Source organism: Bacteroides sp. Marseille-P8574 (assembly GCF_902825465.1).
Lineage (GTDB): Bacteria > Bacteroidota > Bacteroidia > Bacteroidales > Bacteroidaceae > Bacteroides > Bacteroides uniformis.
Window position 1 is genome coordinate 1,666,998 of sequence record NZ_CADEBE010000001.1, and the last position, 20,055, is coordinate 1,687,052.

Below are 20,055 nucleotides of genomic sequence, written 5' to 3' on the forward strand. Positions count from 1 at the left end.
GACTTGTATTAAGTACAAGCAACAAGCGCTACAACAAACAAGCACTTAGACTTAACAATAAGATATAGCAACCTAAAAGCAAATGAATTATGAAAAAATTAGTATTAGTAGCAGCCCTGTTTATGTTTGTTTGTGGCGGAACGTTCTTGGCTCAAGCTAAGGCTCCGGTAGAACAGCCGAGTAAGACAACAACCTTGTCTAACGACACTGTGGTAACGGATACTTTGCAGAAAGCCGAGAACGTCCAAGACACAGCAAAAGTGGCCCAATAACAGTAAGCACACTACAACAAAAAGCCGTTTCCTCCTTGTCTATTCTGGGAAACGGCTTTTTTAATTGATAGTTGATAGTTGTCAACTAAGAAATCACCAATGTCTTTCCGGATAAAGGTCATTCCACCATGCCGGACTATCCTGCAACCAGCGGGCAAACCAAGCCATAATTGAATTGTGCCACAATTCACGTTTTGCATAATCAAGTACAAAATGGTTTTCACCATCCACGGTAATAAATTCCACCGGCTTGCCCAATATCTTCAACGCATTATACAACTGGATACTTTCACCGATAGGCACGTTCGTATCTACCGTGCCATGCAGCAACAACAGAGGGGTATTAATCTTGTCCGCATTGAACAATGCTCCATGCTTCGTAAACAAATCGGGATTATTCCAAGGATAGCTATCGGCTGCCGCAACAGAGTTATAGGAATATCCCCAATAACCCTCGCCCCAATAGCTCGTTACATTGCTGATGCCAGCATGCGAGGCAGCGGCAGCGAACATGTCCGTCTTAGTCTGCAGATACATCGTCATGAATCCTCCATAAGAGGCACCCAGACATCCGATACGTTTATCGTTGACAAACGGATGGGCTGCACAGAATTTCTTCGTACCTTCAATAATCTCATCGGCCGTACGCTCACCCCATGCATTGACATGGCGTGCAGAGAACTCCTGGCCGTACCCGATGGCACCACTGGGCTGGATAACATAAACCACATAGTCACGTGACGCAAACAACTGTGCACAGTACGGGGAAGTTATACCGCGGGTTGTAGGAGTCGTTCCTCCATAATAGTATACGATAAGCGGATACTTCTTGTTCGGGTCAAAAGACGGCGGCAGACAAACCATTCCCTTTATCTCCGTACCGTCCGAAGCTGTAAAGTTCCACTCTTCCATCTGTCCCAGCTCAATCTTATCGAGGATGGGCTTCATGGGGTTGGCAAGCAGGGTAGAAACTTTTTTCTTCGTGTCGTATGTATAGGCTACGCCCGTACTGGTGTTTCCTCCGCCCACATAGGCAGCCACAACCGGATTGTCATTGGCCAGCGTGAAGGAAGTAATCACATCTTCTTCAAGCGGAAGCATTTCAAAGCCGCCCGTCTTCGGAACATAACGGTAGATATGCCTGCAATCCCCATCAGTCGTATCGAAATAGATACATCCGTCCACACGGTTCCACTGCACGAGAGACACCGTAGGATTGAAATCGCGCGTGATAGCCTGCACTTTTTTTGTAGCCAAATCCATAATGAATGCTTGGGTATCAAAGTCATTGGCTATGGGATGTTCACCGCAATTCTTGCCAATACCTCCGAAAGCAGACGGACTACCCGTCACCAGAAGCTGTTTCCCATCCGGAGAGTAAGAAGCACTTCCCAGATAAGCATCCCAGGCGACCAGCGTATCTGCCTGCAAGGTGGCCAAATCAATCTCGAAAAGAGAAGAGAGGGAGAAAGGGCATTGAGTAATGTCCGGCTTGGAAGTGCTGCACAACAGTTTCTTGCCATCCGGGGAAATATCATTCAGATAGACGTTGTGACTACCGTATGTCAGGCGCTCGGAAAGTCCCGTCGCCACATCGTATTTCATGAGATAATAGCGGTCACGAGAATTGGGGATACGGTCGTCCGGATGCAAGAGACGTTTCAACGGGCCACTCACCTTTTCGCCCTCGTCCGTGAGCATATAGATAAGATAGTCTTCTGTAGGAGACCAGCTGAAATATCCTTCGGGAACATTCTTCAGCAGCACTTCCTCACGCATCGTGGCGGGATCGAACACAACCAGGTCATTCTGCTCCTCGCCCATAACCGTATAATAGAGCTTGTTGCTGTTGGGCATCCAGTTCATCTTTTCATTGGCATTGGGCAATATCACCCGGCCAGTCTTTACCTCGGTCAGCTCACAACGGGTCCTGGAACGCTTCACGTCGTAATTGTCCGAATAGCGGGTCAGCAGATACTTGCCGTTGGGCGAAAGAGAAACCCTGCTCGCTCGGGAGCCGAAATTGGTGTTGAACAAAGAGAAACGTCTCTTCATGTCCGGTGCCATCCGGCAGGCTACATCGGCAAAGTCCTTTTCCTTTTCAAATTCGCATTTCAGCATCGGCTGCATCTTGTCGTCCGCGCTTGAAAGCAACTTGATGACAATCTCATAATCTGCTTCGGGGTCCATACGCAGACTGACAGCCGTAGGACGGACCTGCGACAAGCTGTCCTCCGCTGTCTCCTTGACTTGCTTGGACTCACCGTTTACAAACACCTCAAAACGGGCAGGGGAATATACATTCAGCTTGCCCTTCATGAAACGCTCCGCACGCAGATTGGTAGCAAACAGATAGAACAGATTGTCCTTGTCTGCCTTTGCCACAGCTACATATCCAGCCGTATCAGCAGCCATGCGTTCGTACGAACCCTCGTCGAAGTTAAGACTGACCTTCGTCTTCAGAAGATTGCCGATAGTAAACTTATCTCCCTTGAAGTTGACGCTATCACCCTGAAGGGGAGTACGCACCGTAACGGCCGGACGCACGTTATACTCAGCAACTCTTTCCTGAGCTTGGGCAGCCAATCCCGCAAGGAGCAGCAAACCCGACAAAACTGTGATTTTCTTCATTACTGTAAGATTAAATCGTTTCAAAACCATTCCATAAATTTCCGGGAGGGACGGGAGCCTCCACTTCTATCAGTTCTTTGGACACCGGATGCACAAAACGGATATACCGCGCATGCAGACAAATGCTGCCGTCGGGATTGGAGCGGGGCGAACCATACTTCAAATCTCCCTTGATGGGACAGCCCATCTTTGCCAACTGACAGCGTATCTGGTGATGGCGTCCGGTTTTCAAATCTATTTCCAACAGATAATAGTTCTGCGACCGCCCGATGAGCCGATAATGCAAAATCGCTTTCTTGCTGCCCGGCACCTCCTTGTCGTATGCATAACTCTTGTTCTGTTTCTCATTTCGCACCAGATAGTTCACCAATTCCCCCTCTTCCTCACGGGGCAGGTTCTTCACCACTGCCCAGTAAGTCTTCTTCACCTCGCTATTCTTGAACATCTCGTTCAGACGCGACAGTGCCTTACTGGTCTTGGCAAAAACAACAAGACCGCTCACGGGGCGGTCCAGCCGGTGGGTGACACCGATAAAGACATTTCCAGGCTTGCTGTACTTCTCTTTCAGATACTGCTTTACAGTTTCCGAAAGCGGTGTATCACCCGTTTTGTCTCCCTGAACTATCTCGGAAGCGGTCTTGTTGACTATAATGATATGATTGTCTTCGTATACGACAGTCATCGATTGTTAATGTTTAATGATTAGTGATTAATGATTAATGACTAACACCCAACTTCTCATTAAACATTAATCACTAATCATTAATCATTAAATTACATATTCATCCCACCATCTACCTGAATAACCTGACCGGATACATAAGAAGACATATCAGAAGCCAGGAAAGTAGCGATATTTGCCACGTCTTCGGGTGTGCCGCCACGGCGCAAAGGAATCTTCTTGCACCATTCAGCCTTCACCTCTTCAGACAAGGCGTCGGTCATGGCTGTCATGATGAACCCCGGAGCAATGGCATTGGCACGGATGCCGCGAGAGCCCAGCTCCTGAGCGATAGACTTGGCCAAAGCAATCATACCGGCTTTGGAAGCAGAATAGTTGGCCTGGCCGGCATTGCCGTGAACACCTACCACAGATGCCATATTGATAATGCTACCCGCCTTCTGGCGCATCATGATGGGTGTGCAGGCATGGATAAAGTTAAATGCCGATTTCAGGTTGACATTGATAACCATATCCCATTGCTGTTCGCTCATACGCATCATCAGACCGTCACGTGTGATACCGGCATTGTTTACCAGAATATCAATACGTCCAAAGTCCTTATGGATTTCTGCCACTACCTTGGCAGTGTCTTCAAAGTTTGCTGCATTGGAGGCATAAGCCTTTGCCTTTACTCCCAAAGCTTCCAATTCTTTTGCTGTAGCCTCGGCATTTTCATCAATCACCAAGTCAGTGAATGCGATGTTTGCTCCTTCTTGAGCGAACTTCAAAGCGATAGCCTTGCCGATGCCTCGTGCAGCACCTGTCACAATGGCTGTTTTTCCATCTAATAATCCCATATTATTTTAAAATTATTTATAAAATGTATTCTTACTTCTTTCCCAATGCACCAAGTACCAGACGGGTCACGTAAGTATCGCGTACCGCATCGTCCAGATTGGCTCCTATATGGCCGCGGATATAAGGTGTTTCAATACCTTTGACACTGTAATGCACAATCTCAGCAGTCATATCCAAGTCATCTATCTGGAAAACACCCTTCTCCATGCCTTCACGCAGAACCTCCTTGAAAAGCTGGGTCTCTGTAGCATCGAAACGTTTGCGCACTTTCTCCACTCTCCAAATATCCCGAAAGAAATTGGCACGAAGAGTACCATTCCGAAAGACAACCTCTTTTACCGCATCCAGATGGGTGTAAATCATTTCCATCAGTTTCTCGTCCGGCTGAATATCTTTCTCTACCACGTGCTTCATCATATCCGAAAGAATATCCAGCTCCGACTCGACAACAGCCAAGTAGATATCTTCCTTGCTCTTAAAATAGGTATAGAGCGTTCTCCTACCTTTCTTCGAAGCGAGGGCAATATCATTCATCGTGGTATTCTCAACGCCCATCTTTGCAAACAGCTGACGGGCAACGTCCACTAATTTAGCTTTTGTCTTCGATACGGTCATAGATTAATTGCACATTGCTTTATTATTTGAGCAAAAGTAAGACATTTCCGCATATCTTACAAGAAAACATTCATTTTATTAATGAACAGCCCTAAAAAGGAAGAAAAAAAGTAGGCTTATTATCGTTCTATTTATCAACATATTACTCATTAAAATCCACTTAACCTCAAAAATATCATGCATTTTATTTGCATATTAAATAAAAAGCCGTACCTTTGCACCCACAAAACAATAACATCGCGGAGTGGAGCAGTTGGTAGCTCGTTGGGCTCATAACCCAAAGGTCATTCGTTCGAGTCGGATCTCCGCAACTACAATGAGGATAAAAGGTTTAAAGGCCGTTTATCCTCATTTTTTTTAATTCCCATCAAGGACAGAAAAAAAATGTTTGCGCAAATAATGTTTGTGCAAATTGCTTCCACACTTCCACCTCCTCTCCACATCCCTTTATTCATCGGCATTACAGATGCGGTGGAAGCAACTCAAAAGTGTGGAAGCAAAATTTGCTTCCACACCGTTTCACAAACAGAAATACTGACACACAAGAAGCTAACATGAAGTAACACAAGTTATTAATTTCTTGTATCACATCTTATTTATATCGTACCTGCACGAAATCAATATCCTGCAAACACGGTATTAATTCCATCTCCTCCCCCTTCAAATGCAATCAGAACGAATGCGTACAGCCACACAAAGCCAAGACTTCAATGCTGTTTTCCTCTGTGCTTTATTCAAAGAATGAAAGTATTTATTACACCGGACATAAGGAACCAACAGCATGCAACGGCCATGATGCAATCGCCTAACGGCCATCAACAACTCGCTTAACAGCCGTCAGCAGATCGCCGCACGACCGTTAGACGCTGATAAGGCAATGAGTAAAAGGGAGCACTCCCCTATACACAAGCAAACAAAGCCCTATATACAACGGATTGAAAGCAGCGGTTTCCCTTATAATATCCTGATGAAAAGCAGCCCCAGCCCGATGGCAACGCCAGTTGAAACAAGTCCGGGAAGCATGAACGAGTGGTTCAGCACATACTTGCCGATACGGGTAGTCCCGGTACGGTCGAAATTGATGGCTGCCACTACGGTGGGATAATTAGGAATAAAGAAGTAACCGTTTACAGCGGGGAACAGAGCAACCAGTATCATAGGCGAAATGCCCAAAGCGATGCCCAAAGGCATCAGTGCGCGCACAGTGGCGGCCTGGCTATAAAGCAGAATCGACATGGCAAACAAGGCTATCCCGAACAGCCACGGCATTTGCCTCACCACTCCCTCGATGGACTGGGTCAGCTGAAGCATGTTTCCCTGAAGAAAAGTATCTCCCATCCAGGCAATGCCGAATATGGCAATCACCGCCTGCATGCCTGCCGGGAAGACGGAACCTTGCGTTGCCTTCATGCCGTCGGTGCGAGTCAGCAGCAAGATGAGGGCGGCGGCAGAGAGCATCACGATTTCGATAATGGCGGACATGCCGAGTCTCACCGTCTCGCCGTCTATCACGAAGGCAGGACGCAAACTGTCGAACGAACCAAAGAACACGATAAAAACAGTGGCAAGGATAAAGATAAGCACAGACAAGACGGCATGCCGTTTATTGTGTATATCCTTTATCTCCACCTTCTTGACATCAAGATAGCCTTCGGTCAACCTCTTTCTGTACTCCGGGTCGTCTGCCAACTCCTTGCCCACCTTCATGGAGAACAAGGCGCCCACAAGTACCCCGATAATGGTAGCAGGAATCGTTATTTTCAGAATATCAAACAAGGTGACATCAAATCCCGCCAGCAACCCAAGCAGTGCGACGGTGGCAGCCGAAATGGGACTTGCCGTAATAGCCTGCTGCGAAGCAATCACCGCAATGCCCAGTGGCCTCTCGGGACGAATCTTGGTCTCCGTGGCAACCTCGGCAATCACGGGAAGCACCGAATATGCCACATGTCCCGTACCGGCAACAAAAGTAAACAAATAGGTCACAATAGGGCTCAAGATGGTGACCTGCGAAGGATTCTTCCGCAACAACCGTTCTGCCAGCTTTACCATATAATCCAGTCCGCCAGCCGCCTGCATGCAGGATGCGGCAGAAATGACGGCGGCTATCATCAACATAACGTCAATGGGAGGTGATGTAGGCTGCAATCCGAAACCAAACGTCAGAATTGCCAGATCTATCCCTCCCATTACACCTAGTCCAATGCCGCCCAAGCGGGCGCCTATAATGATAGCTACCAATACGAATGCCAATTGCAAGGCCATATACTCTACACTTTTTGATTCATGTGCAAAGATAAGTCATTTCGTATTATGGCTACTCACCTACTTCTATTTTAACTGCTTGTTTTAACTCCACACTCAAAGAGGCATCATCCTTTAACGGTGTCCAGAACACCCGGCGGCATTCATTCTTCTGCAAAAGACAACGATGATAGCGACTGCCGGACAGATGCTCCGTATCGATATGGAAGGAACCGGTATTGACATCCCAGTCGGCTATCTCGTCCAGATTCAGATAAAGGTTGCGCACTGTGCCGCTGTTGAAATGCAAGCTCTGCGCCTGCGCCGCAAGCGCAGTGACATGGCAATCTTCCAGCCGGGCAAGGTATCGCGTGCGGAAAGAGAGCGTATCGCAACGGAGTCCGTAGAAATTGGTTTCCATATCCTCCACATCTACCACAACCGCTTGTACCTCCGCAGGCAACCGCAATTCCATCCCTTCCGAACGAACCCTTATCCAAATGTCATTCTGAAGATGCTGTTCCAGCTTATCCTCCGGAAAGTCAAAGATGACGAGCAGGGTATCGCCAACGGAAGTCATCGACATAAAAGCCTCCATATCCCCTGCATAGGAGAAACTGCCCTGCTGCAAAGAGTCTCCGGCAGTTACCTCCAACGGCACTTCCCCGAACGAGAATATACGCTCCGCCTCCACAATACCTTCTTTTTTCTGTTTCCACACCACCGGAGGCTGTGTCAGCTTCAACACCCTGCACGAGGGCAGCTGCACCGTTTTCCGTTCTCCGCCGATTTCCATAAAATTATCTTTCTGAGTGACATTGCGGTCCACCACATAGAACATGAGTCCGCATACCATTGCCACACCGGTAACCAGCATTCCTATCATTATATAAGTCGTTCGTTTCATAACTGTCTTCTTTTATTTTTGTTTCTTGATAAACTCCTGATACATCCCGGACAACTCCTCGGCAGAGATGCCCAGCGTGAAAATCTGCTTGAAGAAATAATCCACTTCCTCCTTCAGAAAATACTCTTTCCTCAACGAGAGAATCAGCTTGCGTGCACCTACCGACACAAAATAGCCGATACCCCGCTTGTTATAAATCACTCCTTGCGTCTGCAAGTAGTCGTACGAACGCATCACCGTATTGGCGTTGACCTCTACCACAGCCGCATATTCCCGTACCGAAGGAATACGTTCTTCCTCCTGATATTGCCCGAGAAGTACCTCGTCGCAAATGCGGTCTGCTATTTGCAGGTAGATGGCCTTACTTTCCTTAAAGTTCATAGTTACCAGCGATTAATGATTTCGGACTCCTTGAAACGGAAATAGGCAAGCACCCAGTTGAAAAGGGAGAAAAACAAAGTTATAAAAATCAGCCAGTCACTCGATGCTTCCCTGTTGATATAAGGCTCGGTCATAAAAAAATTATTGGGTAGAATGGTTTCCAGACACAATACAGCTATCAAGATATATGAAACGAAGATGCAGACACCGGCCGCAAAAGTCTTGATAAGTGCATTTTGGGGCCAGATCGTACTGCCCAGCAGGAAGAAAGACTGTAGGAAAAAGTAGCAGCTCAGGAATATCCCCACCACAGCCGGTCCGCTTCCTATCGTCTCATAGAAACGGTTCGTGTTACAGCAGAATTCCCACAACGGAAAGGAGTGAACGACATGCAGCTCCGGGTAGGCCAGAAGATAGAAGATGACTCTTGTCAAGTCCGCCAGCTTGAAAGCTATCAGAAAGACCAAGATAAAGCCGCAGGTAGCCACCAGCCAGCGGGCAAAGAATTTCTCGAACATGGTGGCAGGTGTCATGAGCACAACGGTACGACTCGTCTTGCTTTTCATCCTTTCCATGGCAAACGAGGCGCTAATGCATCCCCAAATGACAAGTCCCCAAAGAAAGAATCTGGACTCAAACTCCCAGATAGGGTCCATGCCCACAGCTCCCGCTTCCAGATTGTGATACTGATAGTATCCATTCCAGACAAAGACTATGGCCAACATTCCGTAGACCATCACCGAGCGGAGTATATAGGTCTTCCAATTCTCCACCATCTCTTTGCGGCATACGTTCACAAAGCGATGCAAACTAAAAAAGGTATCGCGTATCATTATTCATTTGTTTTAGTGTGAAACATTTCCGCTATCTTCCCAGGCTCTGCAAGCACGGCGCCAAACAGCAGTTCAAGATTAATCTCCGATTCCTCACCTTCCGTATTGGGCAGCATCAAGAAATTGCCTTGTACGGAGGGAAGCGTGTACAAGGCAGTCGCAGCCAACTCCCGGTCGTCACTCTCCAAGAAGAACAGTTTACTGCAAACGCTGGCAGTGGATTCGTCCAGCAATACGCGGCTGTTGTCCATAATCAGAACATGGTCCAGCACTTTGTCAATGTCACGCACCTGATGGGTGGAGATGACAATCGTCTTGTCGTCCGACATACCCGAAGCCAGAAATTTGCGGAACTGGCTCTTTCCCGGAATATCCAGTCCATTGGTAGGCTCATCCATCAGCAGCAGGGAAGTATTGGTGGCCAGCGCAAAGCTCATGAAGATTTTCTTTTTCTGCCCCATGGACAAGGCTCCCAAATCAGCATCCATATCCATCTCGAAGAAATGCAGGTACTTCACCATGTCTTCCTTGCTGAAACGGGGATAGAACTTACTGTTCAGTTCAATATAGCTGACCAGGGAAATAGGAGGCAGCTCGAACTCCTCGGGTACCAGAAACATGTCCTGCAACGTGACGGGCAGCCGACGGCGCATGTCGGTATCATGATACATCACTCTCCCACGTTTGGGAGCCAACAAACCGCTCATCAGATAGAGCAGCGTAGACTTGCCGGCTCCGTTCTTACCCAACAGACCGTAAACCCGGCCGGATTCCAGCGAAAGTGAAAAATCACTCAGGACTTCTTTCCGCCCCTTGCGATAACTAAATGAAATGTTTTCTACTTGTAACATACGCTTGGATGAATTAAAGATTTCACTATTTATGTATATTAGTACAATAGTACACTACAAACATAGGCATTTTTTTTAGAATAACAAGAGATTTGAGAAAAAAGAAAATACGTACGAAGGTTCAAAAAAAAGGAGGAGCTAAGAATCACTCTCCACTCCTCCCGACACGACAAACAACTAAAATTATTGCTATTTGATGCCGTCCAATGCCTTGTTTGCTGTGGCATTGGTGGGGTCGATAGCCAGAATTTTATTCCAGTACTCTTTCGAAGTAGCATAGTCACTCTTCAACAGATAGTAGTAGCCCAGATAACTGTAACACTCTATCAATGCAGAGTTGTACCTCGGTTCGTTTTTGGCAAGCAGTACCTCCACCACCTTCTCGTAATAAGGTTTCGCCAATCCCTCTGTAGTTTCGGGGTCCATGGCAGAGTGTGTGCGAGCGCGCCACATATCTCCCAAATAACTGTCGGGAGCTTGTTCGGCAACAAGTGCGAACACAGAGTCGGCAGCCTGCAATGCCGCCATGCGGTCGGCAGGCTGAACGGCGAGAGTGTCGTCCGAGGACGTACCCTCTCCGTAGTACAGACGCCCTAACTGGAATAAGTTTTCGGACATCTTTTTATCTTGTGCCAGCGAGTCATAGTACTTTTTATAAGCAGCAATGGCTTGGGTATAGTCGTTTTTCAGTTCATAAGCATCGGCAATCTCACGCCACAAGTCCACCTGGCTCTCATCCTTCTCCAATGCCTTGCCATATTCCTCAATAGCCTGGTCATATTTCTTCAGAGCACTCAACAGAGCACCGTGATAGCGGTAATCCAAGTATGAATAATCGGCATTATCCGAAGCATTGAAGAAAGCATCGGCAGCCTTCTCTGCCTCGTCATAACGCTTGAGGTCGACATTGTTGTACATCACAAGCCGGTTGAATGCGGCATGGCGGGCATTCTTCTGCAAACCTTTCTGCGCCACCGCCAAGGATTTCTCGAAGTCGTGGTTCAGGAATAGTGCAAAAGCATATTTAAGGATGTCATCTTCCGTAGCCACGGGAGTATCGATGAACTTGGCATAGGTGTCGGCAGCCTTGCCAAAACGGTTGGTGGCGTAATACACTTCCGCCAGCTCCTTGTCTGCTTCCAGGCAATCCGGAGCTATGGCCTTCAGCTGGTTCAGCTTCTCTATGGCCTGCGAAGGACTGGCAGACTTGTATGCCTGCGCATATTTCAGATACGCATCCTTATAATTCGAATCAAAATAGATGGCTTGCTCATAAAGCTGGCATGCCTTTCCGATATCTTTCCGGGCAAAAGCGATGTCACCCTCGAGTACAGAAACTGCCGGAGCCTTGTTGTCGGCCTTTCTTGCCATCTCCAGATAGGTTTCCGCCTCTTTCAGCTGTCCTACATCCAGATAGGCACGGGCCACGGAAGTCACAAGCTCCACATTTTTCTTGTTCTTGCCCTTCAGCAGTTCTCCGGCTGCGTCGGAAGCCTGCTCCGGATTCGTCTTTATCAGACTTTTTACTTTATCCACCCCCGCCTGCCATTCGGGCACCGGCGTTTGTGCGGCGAGCGTACCTGCAAACAGCATCGCTCCCAAACAAAATACAAATCTACGTTTCATGTTAGCATTCATTTTAGTTATTCATCCTTGACGTTCACCACGCGCACCGGTTGGGTGGCGGGGACCAATCCCGACTTCAATATAATCCGCTGTCCCCGGTCGGAAGCGAGGAAAGAGGCAAATCCCCACGGAAGTGCGCTCCGCGGATCATTCAACAAGGCATAGATGCTGCGTGCCAACGGATAATCACCGTAATACAAATACGCCTGATAGGGTTTGTAACTGTTGTCCGGCATGGCCTTGTCAGCAGCACTGACGGACATCAGCCGCACCTCTTTACTGAAAGAGAGCCCCGTACTGTCATTCCGGTCGCTCAGCCAGTTCACGCCGATAATACCGATGGCATCAGGCGTGCGGGCCACGTAGTCAATCACCTCCCTATTGGTTTTCAACGCTTTCAACTGACTGGAAAGCGGTACACCCTTACAGATGGAATCGACAGCAAAACGTACGGTACTGGAGTTCTTGTTGTCAAACACAAGACTGATATCCCCCAGACGGGAAGCCGGATAGATATCTTTCCACTGCTTCGCATCACCCGTCAGGATGCGGCGGATGTCCTTCACACTAATCAATGAATCCGGATTGCCAAGATGGGTTATCAATGCCAGCCCGTCCGTAGCAATCTTTATCTCCTGCGGAAAAAACTTCCGGCTATTGAAGGAATTCATCTCTTCGGGAGTCAGTCTGCGACTGGTTATTGCCAACCGCAGACTGTCCTTGAGCAAGAGGTTGACGGCATCGACTTCCGTCACATAACGGGGCACAATTCCTGCCAAGGGGAACAGTCCTTCGAACACGTCAATTTCTTCCTGCACAATAGGCTGGAAACTTTCGTCCGCAGCAATTGCAATCACACCGGAGGTATACGTATCCGTTTGTCCGTCCTTGGGCTTGCTTTGGCAGGCAGACAGCAGAGTCAGCAGCACCAGCAAGCCTGAAAGCTGAAGTTGTTTCACCGTTTTCATAACACACACACTTATTGTAATCTAAACATCACCGGTATCGTATATTTCACCGATACGGCCTTACCATTCTGCTTGCCGGGAATCCATTTGGGCATGGACATAATCACACGGACAGCTTCTTTATCCAGATAGGGGTCTACACCTCTCAGCACTTTCACATCACGCACCTTGCCGTCGGCACCTACCACAAACTGGCAGGTTACACGCCCTTGCGTACCGTTTTCCTGGGCAATGGTCGGATACTTCATATTCTTGCTGATGAACTGCATCATCTCGGCTTGACCACCGGGGAACTGGGGCATCTGCTCTACCATATCGAAAACCTTTTCAGGTTCCGGTTCGGCCTGCGTCACCACTTGTTTCAAGTCGGCGATGTCCTTGCCGTGTTCCTCGTCATTACCTTTCACGTCGGCAATGGAGATGGCAACTTTCGTTTCCGTCAGTTCTGTCTGGCTTTTTATTTCATCCTCGTCCCTCACTTCCTCATCCTTTTTGATGACGGGAGCGGTAAACTTAATGGAGCTTTTCAATGCAGGCGGCGGTGGGGCCACGGGCTCTATCCGCTTCATCTCTTCCTGCTTCACTTCCGGTTCTTCCAGCTGCGAAAGGGTAGTCACTTCGGTCATCACCTCTTTCTGTTTGGGGGTAGCCATCTTTATCAGCGTAGGGATACTGAAACCTATCAATGCAATTACAATTACCAGTATCACGGCAATGTTGTGCCGTCTGGGAGAGGTCTCACGCATCTTATAGGCTCCATATGCTTTGTTCTTACCACTGAACACGAGGTCACACCATGCCTGGGAGCTTAAATCTACTTTAGCCATATTCTTTCCTTTCTTTGGGTGTTACACATCATTCAGCAATGTTCTGGGACAATTCGCCCTTGCTTTCGTAGTTCTTCATCAAGAACTCGTCGGCTTCGGCAATATCCGTTATCACATACTTACCTATATTACATATCTGCATTTCATCGAGAGCATCAATCAGATTCTTGTACGAAGACTTATCGGTAGCCTTGATGATGACTGTCGGCGTATCCTTTCCGCTTTTTATCTCGGAAAGCTGTTTCCGGTAGTCATCCTCTGATATCTTAAGATCCAGTTTCTGCTGCTTCAGTCTGTTCACCTCGTTCACAGCAACTCTATTACGTTGCAGAAGCATTGCCCGCAGACCATCCGCCTGATAGGTAGTTTCCTTCAGTGAAGTATAGTCCTTGTAGTTAGGTTCCCCTTCGTAATAATACAACTTGTTGTCATCCCCCAGCAACAGCGTGATGGCTTGGGAAGCCTTGACTTTGGTCTGCTGCTCCTCGGTGATGGTCTTGTCATTGCTCGGCATGCTTATCTCCATGGTCTGAGGTTTGCTCAGTGAGGTACAAAGCATAAAGAAGGTAATCAGCAACATGTTCATGTCCACCATAGGTGTAAAGTCCACCCTGACAGTCATTTTCTTCTGCTTGCTTTTTCCACCTTTCTTGTTGCCGCTTTCTTGTATTTCAGCCATAATGTTTCCTTTCTTGTTCTACTTGTAACTCGTAGCTTGTCACTCCTCACTTGTGGTCTTCAGAGAAGTAATCAGGTTGTACCGGTTCTCTCTGAGGTCCTGAAGTGAGTTCATCACATTTTTTATTACGGAATAAGGAGTATTGGCATCTGCCTTGATGGCAATGCGCAAATCACTGTTCACTGCACGGGCGTTGCGTACCCAGGCCTTGAACTGATTGTCAATACTGTCTGTCGGTATCCCCTCATTCTTCAATACAGCATCTTGCTGGTCTTGCGGCAAGTCGAGGTATTTCTTCATACTCTTCATCGGCACACCAAAGGTAGACGCCAGCATGAATTTTTTAGTTTCCTCCGGAGTGAAAGTCACTCCATACTCCTGCCCCATAGCTTCCAGCACTTCGCGCAAGTCGGACTGCTTGTCCAGACTCATAAATACTTTTCCGCTCGGATCGACCAATATCTGGAGTACATTTGTCTCCGGAATCTTAATCTCGGATACAGAGGCGGGAGTCGTTACTTGTACCGGCTCTTTCTTCACGAACGTAGAAGTCAGCATGAAGAAGGTCAGCAGCAGTACAGTTACGTCACTCATCGCCGTCATATCGATGAACGTACTTTTCTTTTTTATTTTCGCTCTGCCCATAATCGTTTCATTGAAAATTAAAATTGAGAATTCATTCGTTGAATAGATAATAGAAGCCTACGTCACAGCGCAGCTCCAACTATCAGCAGTCAACTATTTATGGGTAGCTGCAAAAGTCTGCACGATGGAGAAACCAACCTCATCGAGGCTGTAAGTCAACTTGTCAATCTTGTTTGTATAATAGTTGTAGGAGATAACGGCCAATGCACCGGTCAAGATACCGAAGGCAGTATTAATCAAAGCCTCAGAAATACCTTGCGACAGAGCCATGGAGTCGGCTGAACCTCCGGCTGCAAGGGCGGCAAATGAACGGATCATACCGATAACTGTACCGAGCAATCCCATCAATGTACCTAAAGTCGTGATGGTACCAATAATAGGAAGATTCTGCTCCATCATCGGCAGTTCCAGCGCAGTGGCTTCTTCCAATTCCTTCTGGATGGCAAGCAGTTTCTGGTCTTTGGACAGCTCTGTGTCATTCTCCATCTCGGCATACTTCTTCAAAGTGGCATTTACCACATTGGCTACAGAACCACGTTGTGAATCGCAGATTTGTTGTGCCTTCTTCATATCACCTTCAGCCAAGGCTGCTTTGATGTTAGCTACGAATTTCACCAATGACCCCTTACCAAAGGCAGCGCCAATGGCAATATAACGTTCAATACTCAGTGCGATGACAGTCAGCAAAAGCGTTTGAATTACAGGAACAATGAATCCACCTTTATAGATGGTACCGAGGAAGTTACCCGGCAACGGATGGTTGTTCGGGTCGTTGTTCATGAAGTTGGAGGGATTTCCCAACACAAAGTGAAAAATAAGCACGGCGATGATAAAACAGATTACGATTACCCAACCGGCGGATCTGATGCCTTTAAAAGAGGCTGCTTTTTTTTGAGTAGTTTCCATGATGAAAAGTTTAATTGTTGGTATTTAAATAGAGTTTTGAAAATAAAGCATAGGGATACGACTTCCCGCTTACGAACCGATAGGGCGTAATCATCCTTGCAACCTTAGCTAGCATATATGTACACTAAAGGTCACCTGCTTTCAGTCTCTTCAAGACAAGAAGGGAAAAAAGGGGGAAATCAATAAGAAGAAAAGTTGGCTAAATCAAAATCCGCCGAAGCGTATAGATATAGTAATCACTGCCCGTCAATGCATAGTACGGGGCTTTATCTGAGTAGTATAATTTAGAACGACCTTGAACGAGTAGATTCTCGTGGTTGGATAATATCAGAAGAATGTTTCTGAGGAAAAGATTGTCTTCAATCACCCTGCGCAAACGCTGTTGATGAGAAGAGTAAGTTTCGGAAACTGGTTTGTTTCCCAGTTCGACATCCGTAGTCCATGCGAACTTGGTATTCGTGAACAATGAATTCTTCTTGTCAATACTATTGTCGGAAGTAGAAGAACATGAAGATAAAGAAGCGGAAACTTCAGCAGTTCCAGCCATTCTGTCATCCATCTGCACCAGGTCAATGGCTTTACCGCTAATGCTGCAAGTCAACATCAGTAGCATGCATATCCAGAATGTCTTTACAGTTGTTTTCATGTCGTCTAATGATTCTACAATAAATAACAGATGTCTCTCTTATTTGTTTTACAACTATATTACTTTCTTTTGTAAAAAGATTAAATTGTTCACTGATTAAAGAATTTACTATACCTTTTAATACACTGTAAAGGTACGAAGAATATATGAAATACGAAAGTGAAAATAGAATATAAAACACTGATTTTAAGCGTTTTTAATCATTCATTTAGCACCTTAATTCGGGAATTAATCTGATGAACATGCGATGAATAATTATATATAATAAGGTATAGTGATTAGCGGTAGAAACGAATGTTAGAGGAGATATATGTAAACGAACGAAGCCTCCGTATCCTTATCAGACACGGAGGCTTCTTCTGAAAAACGGCGACTACCTACTCTCCCACTGTTACGCAGTACCATCGGCGTGACCGGGCTTAACTTCTCTGTTCGGAATGGGAAGAGGTGGAACCCCGGTGCTGTAGTCACCTGAATAAGGTAGACATGATGCGAAAAAAGCAAAGCATTCATTTATGGCTGAACGTATATACCTCCATACAAGGCAAGGCAAAAAGTGAACGGGCAATTAGTAACGCTCGGCTATGACATCGCTGCCTGTACACCTGCGTCCTATCAACGTTGTAGTCTACAACGACCCTGAGAAATCTAATCTTGTGGCTGGCTTCGTACTTAGATGCTTTCAGCACTTATCCAATCCCGACTTAGATACCCGGCAATGCACCTGGCGGCACAACCGGTAAACCAGAGGTCAGTCCAACACGGTCCTCTCGTACTAGTGTCAGAGCCACGCAAATTTCATGCGCCCACGATAGATAGAGACCGAACTGTCTCACGACGTTCTGAACCCAGCTCGCGTGCCACTTTAATGGGCGAACAGCCCAACCCTTGGGACCTTCTCCAGCCCCAGGATGTGACGAGCCGACATCGAGGTGCCAAACCCCTCCGTCGATATGAGCTCTTGGGAGGGATCAGCCTGTTATCCCCGGAGTACCTTTTATCCTTTGAGCGATGTCCTTTCCATACAGAAACACCGGATCACTATGCTCTAGTTTCCTACCTGATCGACTTGTGAGTCTCCCAGTCAAGCGCCCTTATGCCATTACACTCTGCCGACGGTTACCAATCGTCGTGAGGGCACCTTTAGAAGCCTCCGTTACGCTTTTGGAGGCGACCACCCCAGTCAAACTACCCACCAAACAGTGTCCCCGCAACAGCGGGTTAGAACTCAAATAATCAAAGGGCCGTATTTCAACAGCGGCTCCACGAACACTGGCGTGCCCGCTTCAAAGCCTCCGGCCTATCCTACACATCAATTACCCAAATTCAATGTTAAGCTATAGTAAAGGTTCACGGGGTCTTTTCGTCCCATCGCGGGTAATCGGCATCTTCACCGATACTACAATTTCACTGAGCTCACGGTTGAGACAGCGTCCAGATCATTACACCATTCGTGCAGGTCGGAACTTACCCGACAAGGAATTTCGCTACCTTAGGACCGTTATAGTTACGGCCGCCGTTTACTGGGGCTTCAATTCAACGCTTCTCTTGCGATGACGTCTCCTCTTAACCTTCCAGCACCGGGCAGGTGTCAGGCTGTATACTTCATCTTTCAATTTTGCACAGCCCTGTGTTTTTGTTAAACAGTTGCCTGGACCTATTCTCTGCGCCTCAATTGCTTGAGGACCCTTTATCCCGAAGTTACAGGGTCAGTTTGCCTAGTTCCTTAACCGTGAATCACTCAAGCGCCTTAGTATATTCAACCCGACTACGTGTGTCCGTTTGCGGTACGGGTACCGTAAGGATTAAGTTTAGCGGATTTTCTTGGAAGTATGATTACACGCACTATTGGATTGTCCAGAAGGACGCTCCATACTGTCAGGTTCGACTCTCGTTCCGGATTTGCCTGGAACAATCAACATCTACACCCTTCAACGGACTATTCCGTCAGTCCGCGGCGCTGTCACGACTCCGTCTCCACGTCACTCCTTAAGGTAGTACCGGAATATTAACCGGTTCTGCCATCGGCCTCGCCGTTCGGCTGAGCCTTAGGACCCGACTTACCCTGATCCGATTAGCGTTGATCAGGAAACCTTAGTCTTTCGGCGAGGGGGTTTCTCACCCCCTTTATCGTTACTTATACCTACATTTGCTTTTCCACACGCTCCAGCAAGGCTCACGCCTTACCTTCGACGCAGAGTGGAATGCTCCCCTACCGATGATTTCTCATCCCAAAGCTTCGGTAGAATACTTATGCCCGATTATTATCCACGCCAAACTCCTCGACTAGTGAGCTGTTACGCACTCTTTAAATGAATGGCTGCTTCCAAGCCAACATCCTAGCTGTCTTAGCAATCTGACTTCGTTAGTTCAACTTAGTATTCATTTCGGGACCTTAGCTGTTGGTCCGGATTGTTCTCCTTTAGGACATGGACCTTAGCACCCATGCCCTCACTCCTGACATAGAACTGACACGCATTCGGAGTTTGTCAAGACTTGATAGGCGGTGAAGCCCTCGCATCTTATCAGTCGCTCTACCTCATGTCAGTATAAGTCAAGGCTGCACCTAAATGCATTTCGGGGAGTACGAGCTATCTCCAAGTTTGATTAGCCTTTCACCCCCACCCTCAGGTCATCCAGAAGCTTTTCAACGCTTATTGGTTCGGTCCTCCAGATGGTGTTACCCATCCTTCAACCTGCCCAAGGGTAGATCACTTGGTTTCGCGTCTACTCCTTCCGACTATACGCCCTGTTCAGACTCGCTTTCGCTTCGGCTGCGGATCTGAGATCCTTAACCTCGCCGGAAAAAGTAACTCGTAGGTTCATTATGCAAAAGGCACGCCGTCACACTAAAAGTGCTCCGACCGCTTGTAGGCACATGGTTTCAGGAACTATTTCACTCTTCTGTTCGAAGTGCTTTTCACCTTTCCTTCACAGTACTGGTTCACTATCGGTCTCTCGGGAGTATTTAGCCTTACCGGATGGTCCCGGCAGATTCACGCAGAATTCCTCGTGCTCCGCGCTACTCAGGATACCACTAGGCTTCGGTTGGCTTCGCATACGCAGCTATCATGCTCTATGGCTGTACTTTCCAGAACATTCTGCTCACCAACTTTCTTGCCACAACGTGGTCCTACAACCCCACACATGCCGTAACATGGATGGTTTGGGCTGTTCCCCGTTCGCTCGCCACTACTGGGGGAATCATTATTTATTTTCTTTTCCTGCAGGTACTAAGATGTTTCAGTTCCCTGCGTTAGCCTCCCGCATTGCGGGATGATATCCCTTCAGGATATCGGGTTGTCCCATTCGGAAATCCGCGGATCAAAGGTCATTTGCACCTACCCGCGGCTTATCGCAGCTTATCACGTCCTTCATCGCCTCCGAGAGCCAAGGCATCCGCCATGTGCCCTTACTTACTTTTTGTCTTACCGATCACGTATGGTCGATATATACTTTCAGCTTTCAACTTTACTTTTTTTGGTCACATCATGTCAAAGAT

At 47.4% G+C, this 20,055-nt stretch carries 17 protein-coding genes, 1 tRNA gene and 2 rRNA genes; 2 read left to right on the forward strand and 18 right to left on the reverse strand.

Annotation, left to right across the window (positions count from 1 at the left end; genetic code table 11):
- The first annotated feature begins 89 nt into the window (after positions 1-89).
- Positions 90-272: a hypothetical protein gene (locus HUX74_RS07210; RefSeq protein ID WP_005828596.1), complete on the forward strand. Its 183-nt coding sequence runs from the start codon at positions 90-92 to the stop codon at positions 270-272.
- A gap of 93 nt (positions 273-365) precedes the next feature.
- Here HUX74_RS07210 and HUX74_RS07215 read toward each other — a convergent pair whose 3' ends face one another.
- The 4 genes from HUX74_RS07215 to HUX74_RS07230 all read right to left on the reverse strand — a co-directional run bounded on the left by HUX74_RS07215 (position 366) and on the right by HUX74_RS07230 (position 5,040).
- Entirely contained in the window at positions 366-2,903 is a 2,538-nt protein-coding gene (locus HUX74_RS07215) for a prolyl oligopeptidase family serine peptidase (RefSeq protein WP_138346162.1), read from the reverse strand.
- Positions 2,904-2,913: 10 nt separating this feature from the next.
- Positions 2,914-3,585: an RluA family pseudouridine synthase gene (locus HUX74_RS07220; protein WP_005834903.1), complete on the reverse strand. Its 672-nt coding sequence runs from the start codon at positions 3,583-3,585 to the stop codon at positions 2,914-2,916.
- 92 nt (positions 3,586-3,677) lie between these two features.
- Positions 3,678-4,424, reverse strand: coding sequence for a 3-oxoacyl-[acyl-carrier-protein] reductase (gene fabG / locus HUX74_RS07225; protein ID WP_117588701.1), 747 nt, complete (start codon positions 4,422-4,424; stop codon positions 3,678-3,680).
- 31 nt (positions 4,425-4,455) lie between these two features.
- Positions 4,456-5,040 (reverse strand): TetR/AcrR family transcriptional regulator, encoded by a 585-nt coding sequence (locus HUX74_RS07230; RefSeq protein ID WP_005828604.1) that lies wholly within the window; start codon positions 5,038-5,040, stop codon positions 4,456-4,458.
- A 238-nt stretch (positions 5,041-5,278) separates the two neighbouring features.
- Between HUX74_RS07230 and HUX74_RS07235 the strand changes: the two genes are divergently transcribed.
- Positions 5,279-5,351, forward strand: a tRNA-Met gene (locus tag HUX74_RS07235).
- Positions 5,352-5,994: 643 nt separating this feature from the next.
- Here the strand turns inward: HUX74_RS07235 and HUX74_RS07240 are convergent.
- From HUX74_RS07240 to HUX74_RS07305, 14 genes are all read right to left on the reverse strand, one after another.
- Positions 5,995-7,305, reverse strand: coding sequence for an anaerobic C4-dicarboxylate transporter family protein (locus tag HUX74_RS07240; protein WP_174646431.1), 1,311 nt, complete (start codon positions 7,303-7,305; stop codon positions 5,995-5,997).
- A 52-nt stretch (positions 7,306-7,357) separates the two neighbouring features.
- A complete protein-coding gene (locus HUX74_RS07245) occupies positions 7,358-8,191 on the reverse strand; it encodes a hypothetical protein (protein ID WP_174646432.1) in 834 nt (277 codons plus the stop codon).
- Positions 8,192-8,203: 12 nt separating this feature from the next.
- A complete protein-coding gene (locus HUX74_RS07250; RefSeq protein ID WP_005828614.1) occupies positions 8,204-8,572 on the reverse strand; it encodes a GntR family transcriptional regulator in 369 nt (122 codons plus the stop codon).
- Positions 8,573-8,574: 2 nt separating this feature from the next.
- On the reverse strand, positions 8,575-9,405 hold the full coding sequence (locus tag HUX74_RS07255) for a hypothetical protein (RefSeq protein WP_174646433.1): 831 nt from the start codon (positions 9,403-9,405) through the stop codon (positions 8,575-8,577).
- The gene (locus HUX74_RS07260; protein ID WP_174646434.1) at positions 9,405-10,256 is read right to left on the reverse strand and encodes an ATP-binding cassette domain-containing protein; all 852 of its coding nucleotides are present in this window, start codon (positions 10,254-10,256) and stop codon (positions 9,405-9,407) included. Before HUX74_RS07260 ends, HUX74_RS07255 begins: the two co-directional genes overlap by 1 nt.
- Before the next feature lie 189 nt (positions 10,257-10,445).
- Entirely contained in the window at positions 10,446-11,894 is a 1,449-nt protein-coding gene (locus HUX74_RS07265) for a lipopolysaccharide assembly protein LapB (protein ID WP_138346171.1), read from the reverse strand.
- Between the two features lie 5 nt (positions 11,895-11,899).
- Positions 11,900-12,850, reverse strand: coding sequence for a PstS family phosphate ABC transporter substrate-binding protein (locus HUX74_RS07270; protein ID WP_005828635.1), 951 nt, complete (start codon positions 12,848-12,850; stop codon positions 11,900-11,902).
- 11 nt (positions 12,851-12,861) lie between these two features.
- The gene (locus tag HUX74_RS07275) at positions 12,862-13,677 is read right to left on the reverse strand and encodes an energy transducer TonB (RefSeq protein WP_005828639.1); all 816 of its coding nucleotides are present in this window, start codon (positions 13,675-13,677) and stop codon (positions 12,862-12,864) included.
- Between the two features lie 28 nt (positions 13,678-13,705).
- Positions 13,706-14,356 (reverse strand): biopolymer transporter ExbD, encoded by a 651-nt coding sequence (locus tag HUX74_RS07280; RefSeq protein ID WP_005828642.1) that lies wholly within the window; start codon positions 14,354-14,356, stop codon positions 13,706-13,708.
- 39 nt (positions 14,357-14,395) lie between these two features.
- Positions 14,396-15,001 carry a biopolymer transporter ExbD gene (locus HUX74_RS07285; protein WP_005828648.1) on the reverse strand — a complete coding sequence of 202 codons (606 nt, stop codon included), beginning with the start codon at positions 14,999-15,001 and terminating at the stop codon, positions 14,396-14,398.
- A 93-nt stretch (positions 15,002-15,094) separates the two neighbouring features.
- Positions 15,095-15,907 (reverse strand): MotA/TolQ/ExbB proton channel family protein, encoded by an 813-nt coding sequence (locus HUX74_RS07290; RefSeq protein WP_005828650.1) that lies wholly within the window; start codon positions 15,905-15,907, stop codon positions 15,095-15,097.
- Between the two features lie 199 nt (positions 15,908-16,106).
- Positions 16,107-16,553 carry a hypothetical protein gene (locus HUX74_RS07295; RefSeq protein WP_044468185.1) on the reverse strand — a complete coding sequence of 149 codons (447 nt, stop codon included), beginning with the start codon at positions 16,551-16,553 and terminating at the stop codon, positions 16,107-16,109.
- A 364-nt stretch (positions 16,554-16,917) separates the two neighbouring features.
- Positions 16,918-17,028 (reverse strand): 5S ribosomal RNA (gene rrf, locus HUX74_RS07300).
- 73 nt (positions 17,029-17,101) lie between these two features.
- Positions 17,102-19,979: ribosomal RNA gene (locus tag HUX74_RS07305) — 23S ribosomal RNA — on the reverse strand.
- Positions 19,980-20,055: the final 76 nt, after the last annotated feature.